A 19,617-nucleotide genomic window follows, 5' to 3' on the forward strand; every position below is an offset into this window, starting at 1 on the left:
ATAGGTGCGACCTGCATGATCTCTCGTCATCTATACATTTACGTTGAACAATTATAGATACATTCACATTCAAGGAGTATAGATATAGTTATGCCAGCGCATATAGAGTATTTGTAAAACAAGTATATGTATGTTGATCAAAAGTTCACTATACATGATTTTTAATAAATATATTGTACTAATAGTCTATGATATATTCAAATAAGAATCTTTTATCATCTCCGGGTAACAGAACTATCAGTATGCAGGGGATAGAACATAGAGAAAGCGGAGTGAAGTTATGACCAGAAAAAAAGGGATAGGGTATGTCATTGTACTAGTAGTGATCGTTGTTGTCATCGCAGTACTTGGATTCTCATTCAGTCGTCAAGGGAAAGCAAACAACGCCAGTTCTACGCCGACTGCCTACGTGGAGTCCGATACAGTAAGCTCCAGTTTCAAACTTGCTGGAAGAGTTAGTGAACTGCTCGTACAAGAAGGAGATCATGTCAAAAAAGGTCAATTGCTTGCTATACTGGATAGCTCAGAATTGCAGGATAAAGTAGCGCAGGCGCAAGCAGCACTAAAAGCTGCACAGGCAAATGTATCGCAGGCAAAAGCCGGTGTATCGCAGGCGCAAGCAGGAATTACACAAGCAGAGGCAGGAGTCACACAGGCGCAAGCTGCTGAAACGGCAGCACGTACGAAGGTAGCGCAAGGAAATATGGCAGTCCAAGTCACATCCGAATCTTCCTCCAGTCAGCTGGAACAAGCACAGGCAGCAGCGAGTGCAGCCAAAGCCAATTTACAAGCGATCCAAAGCGGAGCGCGTCCTGAAGAAATCGCTCAGCTCAAAGCAAGTACCAGTGCTGCCAAGGAAGCACTGGACACCGCACAAAAAAGTCTAAGCCGCACCCAGCAGTTATTGGAAGCGGGACTCGCAACAGATGCAGCTATGGATCAGGCAAAACTTCAACAACAGCAAGCACAGGCACAATATGATGCCGATCTGGAAAAGCAAAAGCTTGCTGAACAAGGTAGTCGTCAGGAAGAAATTGATGCAGCGCAGGCACAATATAATCAAGCGCTCGCAGCGATCAAAGAAGCACAAGCTGGTCAAGGACAGGTCGGTCTGAAGCAAGAAGACGTCAAAGCCGCTCAGGCAGCTGTCGGTCAGGCGCAAGGTGCCAGTGATCAGGCAAAAGGAACCGTCGCGCAGGCTCAAGCATCGTACACTTTGGCGCAAGCGAAGGTGGAAGCTGCACAATCACAGGTGGCACAAGCACAAGCTGCTTTGCAGGAAGCACAAACGTATGCCGGATATACCAAATTGCGTGCAGCCGCAGACGGCGTGATCAAAAGCAAATCCGTCAACGCTGGCGAACTGGTGAGCGCCGGTTCTACTATTTATTCACTGGAAACGACGTCACAGCGGTGGGCGAAATTTTATATGACCGAAACGGCAATGAGCGGGCTGCACGTTGGAGATCTCGTACAGCTCCAATTGCTCGGAGATAGCACAACCGTACAAGGAAAAGTAAAAGTAATCGATGCAGCCGCTGACTTTGCCATCCAAAAACCAAGCCAAAGCTCAGGGAATACCGATATTCGTTCTTTTGGTGTCAAAGTGCTGTTGACTGGATTGTCAGACAATGTGCCAACTGGAAGTACGGTGCTATTCAGTGGCAAAGGGGCGCAGTAATATGAAGATCGGAGAAGCGATTGCAGACGAATGCAGACATATGTTTACGATTCCGAAGCTAGCTGCGATCTTGCTGCTGATGCCGATATTGTATGCGGTACTATTTGGATTTCTGTATTCGCATGAACGGATTACCGAGATGCCAGTTGTTGTATACGATGGCGACAATTCCAGTTTGAGTCGTCAGATTATTCAGGCATTTGATGCGACAGATACGTTTCAGGTGACTGGGCAGCGCTGGAATCAGGAGGATGTGGTGCAGGCGGTGCAATCCGGTGAAGCTCGTGTCGGGCTGATCATTCCGCCTAATTTCACTTCTGGCTTGCAGCATGGTGAGAATGTACCGATTCTTACCTTTATCGACGGCAGCAATCTGATCTACTCCAATAGCGCGTCTCGTATTGCCAATCAGGTTATTATGAGCGTGAGCAGTGGAGCGACATTGCAGACGCTGGACAAGCAAGGTATGAGCAGTGAACAGGCAGGCTCATTGTTGAACACGATTCCGTATCGCTCACGGGTGCTATACAATCCGGTATTCAACTATGAGTATTATATGCCAATTGGTGTGATTTCCGCTGCGTTGCAGCAATGTCTGCTGCTTGGTATCGCATTATCATGTACATGGCAAAAAGAAGCCGGTTCGTGGGGACAATTTGGCGTATGGCGATTCTCGCCGTGGAAGCTGGCAATTGCCAAGCTGACGCCGTATTTTCTGATCGGACTAGTTAATATTGTGGTGTCTTTCTCGATAGCGCATTTTGGATTCGGAATTCCATTTGCCGGACAGTTATTGCCAATGTTGTTCCTTGCGCTGGCATTTAACTTTGCGGTCTGCGGTCTAGGATTTCTGTTCAGCGTCGTTTCTAAGCGCCAGGTCGATGCGATTCAGGCATTAATGCTAATTGCTATGCCTTCATTTATGCTGTCCGGGTATACGTGGCCGCTGGAAGCAATGCCACGTGTGCTGCGTATCATCGGTGAGTGTTTGCCGTTAACGCAATTTTTGCAAGGTGTTCGCAATATTGTAGGAAAAGGGTTGCCGCTGGAATCCATATGGGGGAATGTGATGGCACTTGGATTGATCGGGCTGGTCACGTTGCTCATTTCGTTCCTGATCTATCCGTTGACCATTCGGCGGTATAGTGAAGATAATCCACCGATAACATCTCAATCGAACCAACCTGTAACGATTGCCGACCCTGTTCAGAAAGGTTAATCTCTGCAATATCTGTCTGTTACTAAGCTTGCTTCACCAGTCATCTTTCTCCAAGTCGCATCTTGGCATAACGGGAAGAGATGACTGGTTTTTTTACGCATGTTATTTTTGGTATTGAGCGGCATTATTGTTATCGTTGGATCGATTGTGAGGTATCCATTTCTAGCTCTACATCATTAACGAAAAGAGCAATATCCCGTCATTTTGATCCAATCTATTGTAGGTGAAGGTGCGATGTCGATAGCAACGCATGGTGTGAGAAGCGTATGCAACGTGCAATATAGGCTAGTATTGTCTAGTTAACATAGGTTATAGTTAAGGTAGATATCATCAGAGATGCGGCATCGGGGATGCTGGCGCAAATGAGGGGGAAGATGATTTGGAATTTAGAGGGGTAATGGGCGGACTGTATCGTTTATCCGAATGGATTATGCGCCTGGCAGGTAGCAATCTGCTATGGGTAATTTGTTCGTCGCCATTTTTGTTTTTCCTAGTATTCAGGTTTATTTTCATGCAATCTGGAGCAAGTCAAAACGATATTTTGCAGACCAACTGGGCAATGGGGATTCTGGCACCATTTGTATTGTTTCCAGCGACGTCCGCATTGTTCACAGTAGTTCGGAAATGGGTAATGGGCGAAGGTGATGTATCCGTTATCAAAACGTATTTCCGCGGCTACAAGGAAAATTACAAGCAGAGCATGATCGGCGGTATTTTCTATACATTGCTGTTTGTCATCATGTATGTCGATTACACCGTATATATGAACCAATTCCCGAATCTGCAACTGCTTGGTATTGTGATGCTGATCTTCCTGCTCGTGCTGTTTGTGTCGCTGTTTAATTTCTTCTCGATGGTGGCGCATTACCACATGAAGCTCAAGGATATTATCAAAAATGCCATTCTGCTGTCGATTGTGCGTCCTTTCCGTCTGTTCTCGACACTGCTGGGAACGGTAGCACTGTTGTTTATTGGTACGCGTTATCCGGTACTATTCCTGTTCTTCCTATCATCTGCAATCGCATGGTTTGCCTTCTTTAATTTCTATGGTATGTTCCTGAAAATGCAGGAGCAATCCGAGAAGCAAGCAGCTGAACAACAAGAAAAAGAATTGCAGGCAGATGAGCAAATGGCAATCGGAGATCAAACACCTGAACAGGGTGCTCAGCGTATTGATTCTGCCGCACCTGCTCAATCATCAATGGATCAAGATGTGCAAAAGAATCTTACTAACAAGAATCTGACAGACACCAAAGAACGCCCACAATAAACAATGTCCGCGTCACTAGATCAGTGAAGACGGTGAGTATAGGCTGGAGCATCCAATATCTCGCTCCAGCCGAAAAAAGCCCTCTTTTTTGAAGAGAAATAGCATAGTGTCAGAGTCATTGTAAGCCTTTACAAAAAAATGGAATAGAATGCCGAAATCGCCTTTACAAAACCAAACATGAAGTTTATAATAAATTTACATCCTGCAATGTACGCCTCGATTTCTCGTTGTTTTGAACCAATGATGATGTCTCGGGAGATCTACATTTGACTGATGCTGACCGGCCCTATCCATTGGATGTGGGGACTTCAAAAATCAGTCCTGCGATCACCCACCTGCTAAGCAGGTTCGAAGACAATGTTATCGGACGGCATCTGCGGGACCGTTTTACACCTTTTACTCTAAGCAAAAGGTAGGTGCCGACTTTATGTCGACAGGATTGACACAGAAAACGTTCTGAATGGATTCTTGGGAATCCTTTTTTCAGAGCGTTTTTTGTTTGCGCTTACATGCTAACTATCTGCATATGACAGTGTCGATATAAGGCATAATATTGGTTTTCTTATTTACGTAGTAATGATACACTGATAGTAATGATAGCTTTGTAGATGCAAAGGAGGAAATGTCTTGTCGTTTAAAAGAACGTTAGTGGGAATTATCCGTAGCCAGGAAGGCACTGGTGACCGCGCCAAAGATCCGCAAATGAAAACGAGATATTATAATCTTTCCCGCGAACGTGCATGGGAAGAAGTATCATCGACATTAAAGAAAATTCCCGGCTTCAAAGTGCTGCATGAGGTTCATAGTGTAGGCGAGATTACGCTAGAACGTAAAACAGGCTTTGGACGCATTATGGATATTACGGTATCGATTGTATCGGTTAGCCCGGTACGCAGCGCCATCGATATTCACTCGGCTTCGCGTGGCTCGCTTGGTGATCTCGGTGCCAACTATCGCAATATTTTGACGCTGTTTGGCGCATTGGATAAGAAGCTGGCACAATACAAAATCGATAATCCGTAACGAAGCGCTGTTCTAGCTGCTGGCTTGTATCGTGTTACTGTTGAGTGATGAGCAGATGCTATAGTAGTTAGGAATGACGAGGGTATAATGGATTACGGGGTGCCGTGGTACATAAGGTTTGAACGACGTGGCGGAAATTTGATAGTCAGAATAGATGTCATGTAAGATTTACGTTCAGGCGTTGATTTGGATAAACAGGATCAAAATCATATTCCGCTTTTGGTATATGTATTGTGCTATTTTACATTTTGTAAGCGCAACAATACGATGAATACGACAAGGTGAAGAAGCTCTAAAAGCTCTAAAAGCTCTAAAGCTTTTTAGACGCTATTCATCGATTCTATTATGAAGCCTTTAGTGGAACTTATACGGTATATAAAGAAAGACAAAAGACCTTTTCTTGCCAGCTCTGGTTAGCGGCAGAAAGAGGTCTTTTGTCTATACATGTAAGATTTTTGTTTTAAATACAAGATCATAGTACGGATAAAGCAGCCTCTATGACTACCGTAAATAATATAATCATTGGTAGAGGTGGATAGGATAGCATACGTTCATACAGGGCGCTCCGCAATCCAGTATTTAGCCCAGCAAGCCTTTGACAGCAGTAATCGCTTGGTCGTAATCTGGATGCTCGCTCATTTCTGGCAAATACTCAACATAACGGATTACATCGTCACGGTCGATTACGAAGATTGCACGCATATCAATCACAAATTCCTTGATCAGCACGCCGTACGCTTTACCAAACGAATTGTCGCGATAATCGGACAATGTGACGACACGATCTACACCAGCCGCACCACACCAACGTGCTTGTGCAAATGGCAGATCAGCGCTAATTGTCAGGACGACTACATCGTTGCCCAGCTCAGAGGCGGCTTCGTTAAAACGGCGTGTCTGTGCATCACAAACACCGGTATCGAGAGATGGTACAACACTGATCAGTTTGATCTTACCAGCATAATCAGACAGACTGGACTGTTCCAGCAGATTTTTGCTAATTGTAAATTCAGGAGCTTTGTCACCAACTTGCAATTCAGGTCCAATAAGAGTGATAGCATTCCCTTTAAAAGCGGCAACGCCTGTACGTTCTTGCGTCATTATAATTCCTCCTTGAAAATAATTTGGGCTTGCGGGTATACATGCATAGTCATCAGTCACGTTATGTAGAGTAATCGTATTACAGAAATGACCGTACATTTTCGCATTTTAAGCTCGAATTTATTATAATAAAGCATGGGGAAGAAAGCAAAAATGAACGTCTGGATGAGCATGTCAGAAGAGAAGGAGAACCTATGTTATTTGTCCGTTATGAGAATTGGAAAAGCTTTTTACGGTTTTACCCGCTAACTTCGTTAATCATTATTGCCAATGTAATTGTGTTTATTTTGATGACGATCAATGGCGGCTCGCAAAATCAGAATACGCTCGTACAATATGGTGCCCTGACTAATCTGGAGGGCTATGATCAGTGGTGGCGTACGATCACCGCTATGTTTGTGCATATTGGGTTTGATCATTTATTGTTTAACTCTTTTGCCTTGATTGTATTTGCTCCACCATTGGAGCGATTGCTGGGCACCTGGCGTCATGGATTGTTGTATTTTGGAAGTGGGATCATTGGCAATGTGATTAGTCTGGAGCTGTATCGTCAATCGACAGAAGGGCATCTTGCAGCAGGGGCTTCGGGAGCGATCTACGGGGTGTATGGAGCATTTCTGTATATTGCTCTATTTCAGCGTCAAATGCTGGATCGAGCGTCCCGTCAGACTATTTATACGATTCTAGGTCTTGGTCTGATATTCACTTTCCTGACACCGGGAATCGGTATCTGGGCGCATCTGGGGGGGCTGATCTCAGGATTCTTCATCTATGGCTTGATGCTTCGGTTGACTGGGTTGCGAGGTCGTTGGGATCGTATTTTCCGTCAATATCAGCAGCAACGTGAGATGGAGCTGCGCCGACAAGAAGAAGAACGCATCAAAATGGAACAACAACAGGGTACGCAAGAGCATCAGCATCACCAGATTCACCATTCCCATCCAGATGATTCGCATGAGCGTAAACCGGATGACAAGGGAGAACGCTAAACTATTGGTGGATGTAGGCAGATTCTTTCCGAATCTATATTATGAATCGCATTTTTATTGTACGTGTCTTGGTAGATAGGGATATTTATAAAGACACTGCTAGTGTGATGCGTTCATTGATAATCAGCGTAAAAAGATATGCACGATTGAGCGTCAATATGGCGCTCTTCATCACAAAAAAGCCGTCGACCCGGTAAAGGGGGACGGCTTTCTTTATTGATAATACTCATATCCTTATACATCCATTTGTAAAGGAATGCGATATACTGTGAGTGAGTCGCTTAGTCGCGGTTACCGAACAGCAAGAACAGGTAACGTGCAAGTTCCAGTACGGACAACAATGCAGCAGCAACATAAGTCAGTGCAGCAGCATTCAATACTTTACCAACACTGCGTTCTTCTTCTTGAGTGACATACCCTTCCACAACCATAATGTCGCGTGCACGGTTACTTGCATTGAACTCAACCGGCAGCGTTACCAGTTGGAAGGCAACCGCAGCGGAGAAGAACAATACACCCAGACCGATCAGGTTAAACGAACTGAAGAGGAAACCTGCGAGCAACAGAAACGGAGCGATACCAGACGTGAAGTTGACTACCGGGAACATCCGGTGACGAATCGCCAGCATCGGATAATGCTGTTTGTGCTGAATAGCGTGACCGATCTCGTGACATGCTACCGATACAGCGGAAATGCTAGTGCCATAATATACCGGCTCTGACAAGCGTACAACACGGTTTACCGGGTCGTAGTGGTCAGACAGCGTTCCTGGTACTGGTTCAATCGGAACATCTTGCAGACCGTTAGAATCGAGCATATGACGTGCAGCCTGATAGCCGCTAATGCCACGCATATTCGGTACTTCAGCAAACTTATTGAATGTACCTTTGACTTTGAACTGCGCCCAGATGGTCAGACCGAATGCAGCGATAATTAATATCAAAAAGATACCGTTAATCATATTTCATTCCTCCATATAATGTAGCGGACTACATGAAGCCTGAACCCTGTCCAAGCAGAAACTTCAATGCTTCAATGCAAGCTGCACTCTGAGGAACCAGATTAATAAATGCCCGTTTCGCCTGTGTTGGCTTCATCTGCTGCAATAGAGGTTCCAGTTCACGTACTTCGCGCTGCAACTGTTCCATATGCAGTTCGATTTCACTCAGGCGCTTGGTCACCTGTTCTTCATCAGTCACACGATCCCAGGCATTTAGCTTTTCCCTGATTTCCTCAAGCGTGTACTTGTCCTGCTTTAACTTTGTAATACGTTCCAATCGGGATAACGTTTCAAAACTATACAGACGATAATTTTTCAACGAGCGGCTTTCCGGTTGAATTAATCCCATCTTTGTATAATAGTCGACGGTTCGCTCACTAATCCCGGCGATTCTGGAAAGTTCTCCAATACGGTATAATTTCATATCCCCAACGTATTCACCCCCGTTTTTGTTCATATAAACGAGGATTCAACACTGCTGAATCCCAATGCCTATATTACAGGAATTTAAACCATACAGTCAAACGTAATGCTTATTCAGATATACCCTGTAAATATAGGCTGTAATCGCAACAGTCATTCATGAATATCGAATATGAAACCATTGATATAACAACATATTGAAGTACTTGTATATAACATACGATATGCGGCTTAAATGTACCTGAAATTTCAATGAATATGTATGAAAAAGAAATTTCATAAAAATTCCATATGTTTATATGAAGATTCATGATGCGCAAAATAAAAACAGCCAAGAAGCCAGCACACTATCCATAAAATTATCCATAATCTGGTTGTGAGCAATCCTATAGTTATAAGAAGAAAAGATGCAGATGATTGGGTTACAAAACTATTTTCATGATTTTGAAAATTAACTCTTGTCATCCGTGTTTTAATCTGATTATAATGACATTAAGAATTTCACGATATGTGAAGTAACATTACATAGGGGAGTGGGTAAAATGAGAAAAAAATGGGCCGTTACGGGGTTGGCGGCATCCGCACTTCTAGCTTTTCCGTTTAGCGCTTTTGCGGCGGATGAAGTTACTGCTGATGTAGTAAAAACGAATCTGGATACGTTCTTCGTATTTCTGGCATTCGCACTAGTATTGTTCATGCAAGCAGGCTTTGCTTTTCTGGAAGCTGGTTCGGTACGAATGAAAAATGCCGGTCACGTTGCCGGTAAAACAATCTTGACACTAGGTATTGCACTGGTTGCCTTTTGGGCATTCGGTTTCGGACTCGGCTTTGGCGACGGGAATGGATTTTTCGGCTATCAAGGATTTTTCCTGAGTGGCGAAGAAATGAAGCCTTTGTTCGGCGCATTGTCTGGTCTTGATATTCCAATCTCGATGATGTTCTTGTTCCACTTAGCGTTTGCAGCGGTATCGCTGTCGATCGCATTTGGTGGATTCGCTGAGCGCGCGAAGCTTAGCGTATATATCGTGTTCGGCGTGCTGTTCATGATTATCATTTATCCAATCATTGCTCACTGGGTATGGGGCGGCGGCTGGTTGGCTGCAATCGGTATGCAGGATTATGCAGGTTCTACGGTTGTCCATTTGACTGGTGCAACAGCAGGTCTGGCGGCAACATTGCTGCTCAAGCCGCGTCTGGGCAAATACAACAAAGACGGCAAGCCTAACATCATTCCAGGTCATAACCAAGTATTCTCCGTTATCGGTGTATTCATTCTTTGGTTCGGCTGGATGGGCTTCAACCCGGGTAGTGCACTGACACCGGACGGCGGATTCTTCACGTATGTTGCATTGACGACGAATCTGGCAGCAGCAGCAGGCGGTATCGCAGCACTGTTGATCTCTTGGATCGTACTCGGTAAAGGCGACATTCCAAGCATGCTGAACGGCGTACTGGCAGCACTTGTTGCGATCACTGGCTCTTGTGCATTTGTTGATGTATGGGCAGCAGTAGTCATTGGTCTGGTTGCTGGTGTCGTTACATTCTTCACTGCACAATGGTTTGAAAAAGCAGGCGTGGACGATCCGATCTATGCTTTCTCCGTACACGGTATTGCCGGTATGTGGGGCGCGATCTCTACAGGCTTGTTCGCTACACCGGAATTGGCTGAACAAGTAGGCGTTGGTCAAGCGGGGCTGTTCTACGGCGGTGGCTTCCATCAGCTGGGCGTTCAGTTACTCGGTATGATCGGAACATTCATCTTCGTACTTGTTCTGTCCTTTATCATCCTCGGCATTATGAAAGCTCTGGGCGGTATTCGTGTAACAGAAGAAGAGGAAATGATGGGTCTGGATATTAGTGAGCACGGTTCTTACGGTTATCCAGAGCAAATGAAAGCAATTGGCGAAGTGGATCGCACCAAAGTAAACTAAAAGACTTTGTGTAAGCAGACGACATGTGCCGGGGGATGAAGCCGATGAAGGAGTCTTCACTCCATCTTCCCTTGCTTGAGCTGACGGAAGCCCATTCTCCGGAAGCACTTAAACGTAAACGCATCGCCATTCAGCAGCAGTTGTATGCCTCTTTGCCGGATACCGACATTCGGGAATGGGTGAAAACAGTGAATGACATGCATGATGCGATTATGCAACAGGCAGTAACAATTTGTGAACAACAATTGCTTGAGGCGGGCTATGGTCCGCCTCCTGTTGCATATTCATTTATTGTTTTCGGCAGCGCAGGGAGATTGGAACAGACACTATGGAGCGATCAGGACAATGGACTGATTATTAGCGATGAACAGCATGAGCAAAAAGAGCATTATTTTCAGACATTTGGCAGCAAGTTGGCGGATATTCTGGAACAGCTGGGCTATGAGAAATGTCAGGGCAAAGTGATGTGTTCGGAGCCATTATGGCGCAAGACATTGCAGCAATGGCAGGAGCAGCTGAACGAATGGCGCAGCGAATTGAGCTGGGAACCGGTGCGTAACTGGATTATCGCTTCGGATATGCGTCATATTGCAGGTGATGATCAGCTATCGCAGCGCTGGACGCACCATTTTTATGACGGGCTAAGGGAAACGCCGGAACTATCTGCGGCGATTTTGCGCAATACGGTTCGGCATAAGGCGACGCTGAATGTGCTAGGGCAGATTGTGCCAGAGCGATTTGGTGAGCATGCGGGTGATTTTGACGTGAAGTATGGTATTTATATTCCGCTCGTGAATGCTTCGCGCTTTCTCGCTTTGCAAAATGGAATTTACGAATCATCGACGTTGAAGCGATTGGAGCGTCTCATTCAGCTGGAAGCGGCTTCGCTAGCGCTTCTGGAAATGATGCAGGATGCGTTTCGCACATCGCTACGGATGCGCAATTCGACGCCAATGCGTGAAGTGGATGATGGGTTGTATGAAAGTAGCGGATTTATGCTGCAAAAGGATTGGCGGCAGAAGCCGTTTTTCCATGAATTGAGGGAGAGTCTGGGTATTGTGAAAAAAGCACATCGCGTACTGCAACGTCAGCTACGCTTTCTGGAAAGGAGACGCTTATGAAAGAGCCAACAAAGACGGGAAATAGCTTTTGGAGAAGTTTGCGAAATGGCGGCGTACCGTCTGCCATCGCTTCGATCGTTGGTGCACCGTCTGCTCAGCAGATGGCTTTTATTCGTTCGCTTTCGCGTGAACAGCGTCGTCCAGAGGTGCTGCATTACCCGCTTAGTCGGCTGGAAACCGTCGTTTTTGATCTGGAAACGACGGGATTTCATCCACAGCATGGGGACGAGATCTTGTCTTTTGGGGCAATCAAAATGGTTGGCAACGAACAAGTGGGCGAGTTTTATACACTCGTTAATTCCAAAGTGCAGGTGCCAGACAATATTACTTCGTTAACCGGTATTACCCAGGAAATGGTTGAAGATGCGCCTTCCTTGATTGATGGGTTGCATGATTTCATGGCATTTGCTGAGCGGTCGGTACTCGTTGCACATGGAACGGGACATGACAAGGCGTTTCTCAATGCAGCACTGTGGAAAACGTCAAAAATCCAGTTGACGCATCGTATACTGGATACGATGATGATTGCGCGCTGGCTCAAGCCTTCACTTGGTAGTTACGGATTAGATGAGGTACTGGAGGAGGCTAACATTCCGGTGACCGTCAGACACCACGCGCTTGAGGATGCACGAATGACAGCGGGGTTATGGCGGGAATATCTTCGTCTCATGCGTCACAAGCAGGTGGATACTTTGGAAGATCTGTATGCGTGTTTGATCAATGTGTGAGGGATAGATGAGGATAGAATGGATGTCCTGTCATTAGGTAAATAATCCGTACAATCACTAGCAGATACAGCTGTTTATTGTCTGTCATTTACTCTGTCATGATGTTTAGCTGTGCTGTTTGCAGATTGTAGATCGGCAGAGGATAAGATGACGGATTGACCGATTGGTTGATCTGATACACATTAATGGGCGTTGTATTGATATCGGGATGATCTTGATTATCGCTTCTGTTGGATGATGCTACAAGCGAGCCGATGGCATAGATGGAGATCATAGCAGCAAATGCAGGAAGCTGTTGCAGATCAGTAGAGGATGGAATGGCTGCTGTCATAGGATGAGAGTGAAACAATCCGATCAATTCGCGCTCCCGATAACAGCAATCAATCCATTCCTGCGGATCGAGTGTAAAATGATGCAGCGGGTCATGTGCGACGTTACGCAGCCTCCGATAGGAGTGAATCTGTGTACTGCCCGCTGTTTTGGTACCGAGCAAGATCCCGCAGACTTCCATGTCAGGGAAGGATGTCATATGCTGTATCATTGCGTTATACGCGTCTGATGATATGGATAGGATGGACTTTTGTTGACAATGGGGAGTGTCTGCCAAGCGTATTACCCTCTCTCTACTTAGGCTTTCCATTGTGAATGGAGAGCCTCTTTTTTATGGATATCCAATAAATAGCCCCAAAATCTGTGAACGAATAATCGCAGATTTTGGGGCATGCTGTGTATTAATGATTGACGATTCCTTGCGATGTGGCAGCTGTTGTATTCGATGTTTCTGGCAACTGCTGACCAAGCAAGGCGTAGCGGATACTATCAACTAACGCTTCCCAGCTCGCTTCGATCACGTTGGCAGAGACACCGACGGTGCTCCATGTGCTTTGCAGATTTTGCGATTCGATCAGGACCCGGACTTTGGAAGCGGTCGCGTCGGCTTCGTCCAGCACACGGACTTTGTAGTCAGATAGATGCATCTCGCGCAGACTTGGATAGCAATGAATCAGTGCTTTGCGTAGCGCATTATCCAGTGCGTTGACTGGACCGTTGCCTTCGGCGGCAGTATAGATACTTTCACCGCCGATACGGATTTTGACAAAAGCTTCGGAGACGACAGCAGAGCCGGCATTTTTCTCAACTAGCATTTTGAACGATTCGAATACAAACAATTCGGATGTCTCGCCATTGGCTTCACGCAGTAGTAGCTCCAGCGAAGCATCTGCACCTTCGAATTGGTAACCTTGATGCTCCAGATCTTTGATTTTGCCAATGATCTGTTTGGTTTCTTCCTTTTCCGGGTTCAGATCGAGATTCATTTCTTTTGCCTTGGACAGGATATTGCTCTGCCCTGCCAGCTCGGAAACGAGAATACGCTGCTTGTTACCTACCTGTTCCGGCTCGATATGTTCATACGTACGCGAGTCGCGCAGAATAGCAGAGACGTGGATTCCGCCTTTATGAGCAAAGGCAGCATTGCCGACATACGGCTGATTGACCGGCATATGCACATTGGCAATCTCGCTCACATAGCGAGCGGTATTGGTCAACTGAGCAAGCTGCGCGGTCGGGATACAGTCATAATCCATTTTCAATTGTAAATTTGGCAAAATAGAGCACAAATTGGCGTTACCACAGCGTTCGCCATAACCGTTGATGGTGCCCTGTACTTGACGCGCTCCTGCCTGCACAGCGCTGAGTGTATTGGCAACTGCCAGCTCGCAATCGTTGTGCGTATGAATACCGATGCCAGCCCCACCCAGCTCCAGTCTCAGACTGGATACGATTTCATAAATTTCATGTGGCAATGTGCCTCCGTTTGTATCACACAGGGTTAGCCACTTTGCACCAGACTGATGTGCAGCACGGAGAACGGACAGCGCATATTCTGGATTGTTTTTGTAACCGTCAAAAAAGTGCTCGGCATCAAAAATCACTTCCATTTGCTGCTGCCTTAGAAACGAGATGGAGTCGGCGATCATCGCCAGATTTTCCTCCAGCGTAGTTTGTAGGGCAGTATGCACATGGAAATCCCATGACTTACCTACCAGCGTAGCTGCTTGTGCACCGGATTCGATCATACGTTGCAGGTTAACATCCTCATGAGCAACACTGCCTTTGCGGCGTGTACTGCCAAAAGCGGTAATCTTCGCGTTCAGCCCCAACTGCTGAACCCGTTTAAAAAACTCGATATCCTTGCCATTGCTACCCGGAATGCCGCCTTCGATGTAATGCACACCGAGTTCGTCGAGCTTTTTGGCGATTTTCAGCTTGTCGTCAGCCGACAGACTGATCCCCTCGCCCTGCGTACCGTCCCGTAACGTCGTGTCGAAAATCGAGATGGATTTGGACATGTTGCGGAATCCCCCTTTACATTGGACCAAGATTCATGAACATTCATATACAGTTGTCATAGGTGCAGGAATTTTAAGTATAATTGGTTATTATATCATTGGAGTCTATGTGAGGTATACGATAATTTTGCCGTAATGAGCCGCAAACATTCCGCTGTTTTTTGTGCATCATGCCAATGATCTTGACATGAATGACTGTTCATATCCAAAACTATCATGTATGAAGTACCAGTCTGATCACTACGCATCACAACGATCATTCTGTTAAAATAAAACAGGACAATGTAAACAACGGAGGAATCAGATCATGAAAATTGGAATTGAACATGTTGAACGTAATGGCAATCTGTATACCATTGACTATACGCTGGAAAAGCCACTACCATTCGATCTGCATGATATCGTGATGGTGCAAGCAGGCGATTATGTAGTAGGCAGTGTACGGCAGCTGGAAGATAAGCGGATTACGCTGTATATTGGCGATGATCAGCTGGAATGGGGACAGGAAGCGGTGATCCAGCTCGCCTTCTCGCCGACTGTATCGATTGAAGGTAGTCGCGAGATTATTGAGCAGCTGGGATATTTTCCTGACTTTGAAAAAGGAATCATTGTCGGCTACAATGTGGGCAAGGAGCAGGTGGAGCTGACGATTGAACTGCCTGACCCGGAAGTGCGGCATGATGTGAAGCTGACTTTTCTGGAGGCATTTGATATTGAGTTTTCACCACCGGATGCGCGTCTTAATGTGATCGCAGAGATTGATTTTCGGTACGAGGTGACAGATCTGGTTGTGGATATCGAAGCCGCACAAGGGCTTTCCGGCAGCTTTTTCTGCGGAAAAATTAAGGCGGAGCTGTTGGAATCTACATCTACAGACAAGGGAACAACTAGTACAGATAAATAATGAACTATGGTATGCAAGGCAGATCCTGATGCAGGGGTCTGCCTTTTTGTATGGTTCGATTGCGGTTGTACTTCCAAAAATGTAAAGGTATACTTTGATGTAAAAAGTAAAGACACGGATGATGTAATATTGATTTATCACAATCTAATTGAGCTATAATGTAGATATAAATAAGTTAGCATATCGGAATCAAAGGATAAGCGGTATCGGTACAGGCAGATGACGGAGGGGGAATTGGGAATGGCACGAGCGGGACGAGAATTATCCAAACAGGTGGTTGTTTGCCTGAACAAGCTGTACAAGCTGCAAAACAGCAAATGGTTGGAATTGATCCAGCGTTCGGGCGAATATGCAGCAATTCCATATCTGGTGCCGTTTCTGAGTAGCGATGATCATATGCTGGAGATGGCAGCGGAAAATACGATCAGTGATCTGCTACGTCGTTGTCCGCCTCATGAGCTGATATGGTTGAGCGAGCAAATGCGTGAGCATCTGCCTTATGCCTACCGGGAAAATAATCGGCGCTGGACGCAACTGACGACTGCGATCATGGGAAGTTGGAGTCATAGCGTGCACCCGGTGAAGTGGATCATGGCGAGCTTCCACCCAGATGGATATGTGCGTGAAGCAGCAGTCAAACGCATCGTATTGATTCGCGACGGCTCGGAAATTCCCTTTTTGCTCATTCGGATGAATGACTGGGTATCCAGTATTCGTTTTCGGGCGCACAAAGCGCTTCAACAACGGATTCACGAGCACAACGCCGATATTTTTATCCAAAATATTGCACTGGTGCAGCGTCTGACTGATTGTGGTCGGGAGCATCGCGAGCGATATGATGCATTGATTGAAGCGGTGTATGAATTGCTGCGTCGACCGGCATGTGCCGTTGCACTTCAGGCAGGTATGCAGGCAGAAGAAGTATATATTCGCCGATTCTGTTTCCAGCTTGGATTGCAATGCGATCATCTGAATACGGAACAACTGCTGCAATGGGCACTTCAGGATGTTGACAGCTCGATTCGGATCTGGGCGGCACGGCAGGTGTCGCAACGGCTACAAGGCGACAATCTGCTGTCCGTGTTGGAATATATGCGACATGATTCTTTTCCGCCTGTACGCCGAGAGGCACTGGAACAGCTAACATATGGATTCCGGGAGCAGGCGGCTCCGTATTTGCACCGTTCTTTGCTGGATCGTAATGCAGTTGTACGTGAAGTGGCGCGGCGGTGTATGAGTATAGTGGAACCGCTGAATCTGGTGGAATTTTATCTGGATACGATCTGGAATGCAGAGAACGATTCATCCAAACTGGCTACAGCTCTATATGGACTGGGCGAAACGGGGCAGGCGGAGGATGCCGAGGTGATCGCTGAGGAAGTAGATCACCCGGAAGTGGCGGTGCGCAAAGCTGTTATTCGTGGACTTGCACGGCTGGATATTCGTTCGTATGGTCATGTACTTCGTGCTGCCTTGTTGGACCCGCAACCGGGTATTTCTCGTGAAGCGGTACCTGCTATTCGTCGGCATATTTATATATTGAATCGGGATGAATGGTTGTATATCTTATCTGAAACGTATCCTCGGCATGTGCATCGGAATCTGCTGCGGCTGTTGCCTGCTTATGATCGTTGGGAGCAGCTGGATATGCTACTGGATATTTTGAATCAGGATACAGCGTCTTGGATTCGTCAGGCAGCAGGACATCAGCTGAATCGCTGGATTCATCAGTCTAATCGTAGCTTTCACATGCGTCCTTCGGAAGAGAAGGCGGATGATTTGCTGGACAAGCTGAAAGCGTGCGAGCGCCGGATGGATAGCAACAAAGCACATATGCTGCGCTGGATGATCACGTCCTGAACATGCATGATTTAGAAAGGAAGGGTTCAAGGATGGACAATGACATCAATCGATATCGTCAGCAGTTGGAAGCAGGCGAAGTTTCGACTACTCTCGAACTGACACACGGCGAAATGATTGCTTTGCGCAAGGCGCTAGCTTATTTGAAATTTGAATGTCTGGATCATGAAGCGAATCTGTATGCAGGTAGTACGTCGTTGAATAGCCTGCTGGGGAAAACGCTAGAGAAAGGACCACTGGCAGAGCATACCCGCCAGTTCTACAATCGTATAAACCCGCAGGCTGAGCAGTTTATCGCGGATCGTCTGGAGCTGGAATATGCATCCGAAGGTCGCTCGTGGCAACAGCTGGACACCCAATCCCGGCGCACGATTATGGAAGCGCGGTTGTATCCTTTTCCATATTCCGGTGACGTGCAGAACTATACGACATATGATGCACTCTTACCACAAGAAGGAACAGAACATGGTGAGCAATGGGCGCAACAGCTGGCGGATACGATGTACGAACCGCCACATTCGGAATGGATATCTACCCATTGGCAGCAGCTTGCACCATCGATGCGACAATTGTTGCTCGTGCTGGATTATGATATTGAGTTGCAAATGAACGGACTGCTCGGTTTGCTACATAATATCGGCAAACGTGAATATGAGCTGTTGCCGATGCTGAATGAGCTAGGTTTGCAGCAAGATGCACAATGGATCACTCCACTACAAATGCAGCAGCGACGCGAACAGGCAGAAGGTAATGAAGAGTATAGTGCATCGCTGCTAGAGCGTATTCGTGAAGTGGAGCGGCAGCTGTTAGTGTATCGCGATCCGGCAGCCTTTTATGAACGGATTTTTGGATATGCGGATCAAGTGTTGAAAAGTATACAATCGTCATAATGGAAAGGAGGATTGAAGATGGGTTGGGAATATGGTGTGACTGTAAAAGAACAAGATGATAACGATCAACACGCCGAACATACAGCGCGGCAGTTGATCCGCGTCTGGTATGAGCGACTATTTCATACATATGGGCAGCAGTATCGTTTTGAACAAGATGAAACTGGTTTTGCGGTGTACAATGATAACGAGCCAGACTGGCCCCATCTGTTGGAAGTACAGCTACAACCATCCTCTGTTGATGGACATTCATTATCGGATACATCGTCAATGCTAGGAAGTGTGGAATTGTATTTGTTATTTCATATTGGTGGAAAGCAAGCGGCACCGTTGCTGGAAGAAATCGATTCCGTTCTGGCACAGTACGCACCGGGTGTGGAGCGGTTTGAGTACTAGCCATAATAGAGTTGAACTCGCGTTCATATAGTAGGTCGTGTACATACATGGAGTTTGGAAACTATGAATCTTGGAGGCGAATATGACCCATTCAAGAAGACTTCGTATAGCCGATCCCATCCATACAACGAGAAAAGCTGTTGAGAGTGCTCGCAAGGAGCATCATATAACTGATGAACAATTTCATGAACTTAGTAAGTCGCAATGGCGGTCAGTATACAATCAATTGACGAAAAGATTCGTACCACGTGGCGCATTCCCAGATGGAAGAACTCTTTATCAGTGCTGGCAGTACTGGGAAGACAAATATGAAGTGTTATATTCTGGTGAAGCTTATTTAGAAGATTTGAATGTTCTTATTCCATCCAAGCAAACAGTGTGGTTATTGGCAGAAGAACATTCATATGGACGGAAAGACTATTGGCTATATGAGGGCGATGTAGATGCCATTTATCAAATCATTGGCGCAGCAGCATTATACAATTATATGATCGTTTCGAAAAAGTACGATTGGATATTGGCTGAAGATCAAGATGGATTTTTATTTGGAAAAGGCAAGCTTATTGTTGATCGTATGATCTCATTGCGCAATCTCAAAAACCTGTAATTCTTCGCAAAATGATAGACTCCGAATAGTCATTGTCAGATGACTGTTCTTTTTTTATAATTAATATAGAACACATATTCGCCATATGATTGTGGGACGGATGATTTTCATGTCAATATACT

17 protein-coding genes, 1 other RNA gene and 1 pseudogene are annotated in these 19,617 nt (G+C 45.9%); 14 read left to right on the forward strand and 5 right to left on the reverse strand.

Features of this window, described 5'->3' with window-relative positions; all coding sequences use genetic code 11:
* The first annotated feature begins 280 nt into the window (after positions 1-280).
* The 5 genes from ACE3MZ_RS08110 to ACE3MZ_RS08130 all read left to right on the forward strand — a co-directional run bounded on the left by ACE3MZ_RS08110 (position 281) and on the right by ACE3MZ_RS08130 (position 5,193).
* Positions 281-1,681, forward strand: a complete 1,401-nt coding sequence (locus ACE3MZ_RS08110; RefSeq protein ID WP_411345941.1) for an HlyD family secretion protein — start codon at positions 281-283, stop codon at positions 1,679-1,681.
* A gap of 1 nt (position 1,682) precedes the next feature.
* Positions 1,683-2,900: an ABC transporter permease gene (locus ACE3MZ_RS08115; protein ID WP_411345942.1), complete on the forward strand. Its 1,218-nt coding sequence runs from the start codon at positions 1,683-1,685 to the stop codon at positions 2,898-2,900.
* 379 nt (positions 2,901-3,279) lie between these two features.
* Positions 3,280-4,170, forward strand: a complete 891-nt coding sequence (locus ACE3MZ_RS08120) for a YesL family protein (RefSeq protein ID WP_411345943.1) — start codon at positions 3,280-3,282, stop codon at positions 4,168-4,170.
* A gap of 196 nt (positions 4,171-4,366) precedes the next feature.
* Positions 4,367-4,557, forward strand: a non-coding RNA gene (ssrS, locus tag ACE3MZ_RS08125) — 6S RNA.
* Between the two features lie 240 nt (positions 4,558-4,797).
* Positions 4,798-5,193, forward strand: a complete 396-nt coding sequence (locus ACE3MZ_RS08130) for a DUF1499 domain-containing protein (protein WP_411345944.1) — start codon at positions 4,798-4,800, stop codon at positions 5,191-5,193.
* A gap of 579 nt (positions 5,194-5,772) precedes the next feature.
* On the opposite strand, the gene tpx is transcribed toward ACE3MZ_RS08130, so the two are convergent.
* Positions 5,773-6,294 carry a thiol peroxidase gene (gene tpx / locus ACE3MZ_RS08135; protein ID WP_411345945.1) on the reverse strand — a complete coding sequence of 174 codons (522 nt, stop codon included), beginning with the start codon at positions 6,292-6,294 and terminating at the stop codon, positions 5,773-5,775.
* 194 nt (positions 6,295-6,488) lie between these two features.
* Here tpx and ACE3MZ_RS08140 point away from each other — a divergent pair.
* A pseudogene (locus ACE3MZ_RS08140) lies at positions 6,489-7,103 on the forward strand (rhomboid family intramembrane serine protease); the annotation flags it as partial.
* Positions 7,104-7,564: 461 nt separating this feature from the next.
* Here ACE3MZ_RS08140 and ACE3MZ_RS08145 read toward each other — a convergent pair.
* Positions 7,565-8,242, reverse strand: a complete 678-nt coding sequence (locus tag ACE3MZ_RS08145) for a zinc metallopeptidase (protein WP_411346733.1) — start codon at positions 8,240-8,242, stop codon at positions 7,565-7,567.
* Between the two features lie 31 nt (positions 8,243-8,273).
* Entirely contained in the window at positions 8,274-8,708 is a 435-nt protein-coding gene (locus tag ACE3MZ_RS08150; protein WP_367055906.1) for a MerR family transcriptional regulator, read from the reverse strand.
* 541 nt (positions 8,709-9,249) lie between these two features.
* Between ACE3MZ_RS08150 and ACE3MZ_RS08155 the strand changes: the two genes are divergently transcribed.
* Genes ACE3MZ_RS08155 through ACE3MZ_RS08165 form a run of 3 tightly spaced genes read left to right on the forward strand, consistent with a single transcriptional unit; the run spans position 9,250 to position 12,487 of the window.
* Entirely contained in the window at positions 9,250-10,638 is a 1,389-nt protein-coding gene (locus ACE3MZ_RS08155; protein WP_411345946.1) for an ammonium transporter, read from the forward strand.
* 44 nt (positions 10,639-10,682) lie between these two features.
* Complete coding sequence (locus ACE3MZ_RS08160; protein ID WP_411345947.1) at positions 10,683-11,759, forward strand: DUF294 nucleotidyltransferase-like domain-containing protein; 1,077 nt, start codon at positions 10,683-10,685, stop codon at positions 11,757-11,759.
* Positions 11,756-12,487 carry an exonuclease domain-containing protein gene (locus ACE3MZ_RS08165; RefSeq protein ID WP_411345948.1) on the forward strand — a complete coding sequence of 244 codons (732 nt, stop codon included), beginning with the start codon at positions 11,756-11,758 and terminating at the stop codon, positions 12,485-12,487. The genes ACE3MZ_RS08160 and ACE3MZ_RS08165 overlap by 4 nt, the downstream gene beginning before the upstream one ends.
* Before the next feature lie 88 nt (positions 12,488-12,575).
* Here the strand turns inward: ACE3MZ_RS08165 and ACE3MZ_RS08170 are convergent, their stop codons facing one another.
* Together ACE3MZ_RS08170 and cimA are read right to left on the reverse strand one after the other, a co-directional pair.
* Positions 12,576-13,127 carry a M67 family metallopeptidase gene (locus tag ACE3MZ_RS08170; RefSeq protein WP_411345949.1) on the reverse strand — a complete coding sequence of 184 codons (552 nt, stop codon included), beginning with the start codon at positions 13,125-13,127 and terminating at the stop codon, positions 12,576-12,578.
* Positions 13,128-13,218: 91 nt separating this feature from the next.
* Positions 13,219-14,838, reverse strand: a complete 1,620-nt coding sequence (cimA, locus tag ACE3MZ_RS08175) for a citramalate synthase (protein ID WP_411345950.1) — start codon at positions 14,836-14,838, stop codon at positions 13,219-13,221.
* 307 nt (positions 14,839-15,145) lie between these two features.
* Here cimA and ACE3MZ_RS08180 point away from each other — a divergent pair, with 307 nt between their 5' ends.
* The 5 genes from ACE3MZ_RS08180 to ACE3MZ_RS08200 all read left to right on the forward strand — a co-directional run bounded on the left by ACE3MZ_RS08180 (position 15,146) and on the right by ACE3MZ_RS08200 (position 19,495).
* Complete coding sequence (locus ACE3MZ_RS08180) at positions 15,146-15,742, forward strand: hypothetical protein (RefSeq protein ID WP_411345951.1); 597 nt, start codon at positions 15,146-15,148, stop codon at positions 15,740-15,742.
* A 240-nt stretch (positions 15,743-15,982) separates the two neighbouring features.
* On the forward strand, positions 15,983-17,602 hold the full coding sequence (locus ACE3MZ_RS08185; RefSeq protein ID WP_411345952.1) for a HEAT repeat domain-containing protein: 1,620 nt from the start codon (positions 15,983-15,985) through the stop codon (positions 17,600-17,602).
* Positions 17,603-17,634: 32 nt separating this feature from the next.
* Positions 17,635-18,492, forward strand: coding sequence for a hypothetical protein (locus ACE3MZ_RS08190; RefSeq protein ID WP_411345953.1), 858 nt, complete (start codon positions 17,635-17,637; stop codon positions 18,490-18,492).
* Between the two features lie 18 nt (positions 18,493-18,510).
* Complete coding sequence (locus ACE3MZ_RS08195; protein ID WP_411345954.1) at positions 18,511-18,888, forward strand: hypothetical protein; 378 nt, start codon at positions 18,511-18,513, stop codon at positions 18,886-18,888.
* A gap of 82 nt (positions 18,889-18,970) precedes the next feature.
* A complete protein-coding gene (locus ACE3MZ_RS08200; protein ID WP_411345955.1) occupies positions 18,971-19,495 on the forward strand; it encodes a DUF6756 family protein in 525 nt (174 codons plus the stop codon).
* Positions 19,496-19,617: the final 122 nt, after the last annotated feature.

The organism is Paenibacillus sp. WLX1005 (genome assembly GCF_046603685.1).
Taxonomy (GTDB): Bacteria; Bacillota; Bacilli; order Paenibacillales; family Paenibacillaceae; genus Saccharibacillus.

Excerpts from the sequence above, each read along its gene's own strand:
- ACE3MZ_RS08165 (WP_411345948.1), top strand. The coding sequence starts at position 11,756 with ATGAAAGAGCCAACAAAGACGGGAAATAGCTTTTGGAGAAGTTTGCGA.
- ACE3MZ_RS08150 (WP_367055906.1), bottom strand. The coding sequence starts at position 8,708 with ATGAAATTATACCGTATTGGAGAACTTTCCAGAATCGCCGGGATTAGT.
- ACE3MZ_RS08195 (WP_411345954.1), top strand. The coding sequence starts at position 18,511 with ATGGGTTGGGAATATGGTGTGACTGTAAAAGAACAAGATGATAACGAT.
- ACE3MZ_RS08160 (WP_411345947.1), top strand. The coding sequence starts at position 10,683 with ATGAAGGAGTCTTCACTCCATCTTCCCTTGCTTGAGCTGACGGAAGCC.
- ACE3MZ_RS08115 (WP_411345942.1), top strand. The coding sequence starts at position 1,683 with ATGAAGATCGGAGAAGCGATTGCAGACGAATGCAGACATATGTTTACG.
- ACE3MZ_RS08155 (WP_411345946.1), top strand. The coding sequence starts at position 9,250 with ATGAGAAAAAAATGGGCCGTTACGGGGTTGGCGGCATCCGCACTTCTA.
- ACE3MZ_RS08190 (WP_411345953.1), top strand. The coding sequence starts at position 17,635 with ATGGACAATGACATCAATCGATATCGTCAGCAGTTGGAAGCAGGCGAA.
- ACE3MZ_RS08185 (WP_411345952.1), top strand. The coding sequence starts at position 15,983 with ATGGCACGAGCGGGACGAGAATTATCCAAACAGGTGGTTGTTTGCCTG.
- ACE3MZ_RS08170 (WP_411345949.1), bottom strand. The coding sequence starts at position 13,127 with ATGGAAAGCCTAAGTAGAGAGAGGGTAATACGCTTGGCAGACACTCCC.
- tpx (WP_411345945.1), bottom strand. The coding sequence starts at position 6,294 with ATGACGCAAGAACGTACAGGCGTTGCCGCTTTTAAAGGGAATGCTATC.
- ACE3MZ_RS08110 (WP_411345941.1), top strand. The coding sequence starts at position 281 with ATGACCAGAAAAAAAGGGATAGGGTATGTCATTGTACTAGTAGTGATC.
- ACE3MZ_RS08180 (WP_411345951.1), top strand. The coding sequence starts at position 15,146 with ATGAAAATTGGAATTGAACATGTTGAACGTAATGGCAATCTGTATACC.
- cimA (WP_411345950.1), bottom strand. The coding sequence starts at position 14,838 with ATGTCCAAATCCATCTCGATTTTCGACACGACGTTACGGGACGGTACG.
- ACE3MZ_RS08200 (WP_411345955.1), top strand. The coding sequence starts at position 18,971 with ATGACCCATTCAAGAAGACTTCGTATAGCCGATCCCATCCATACAACG.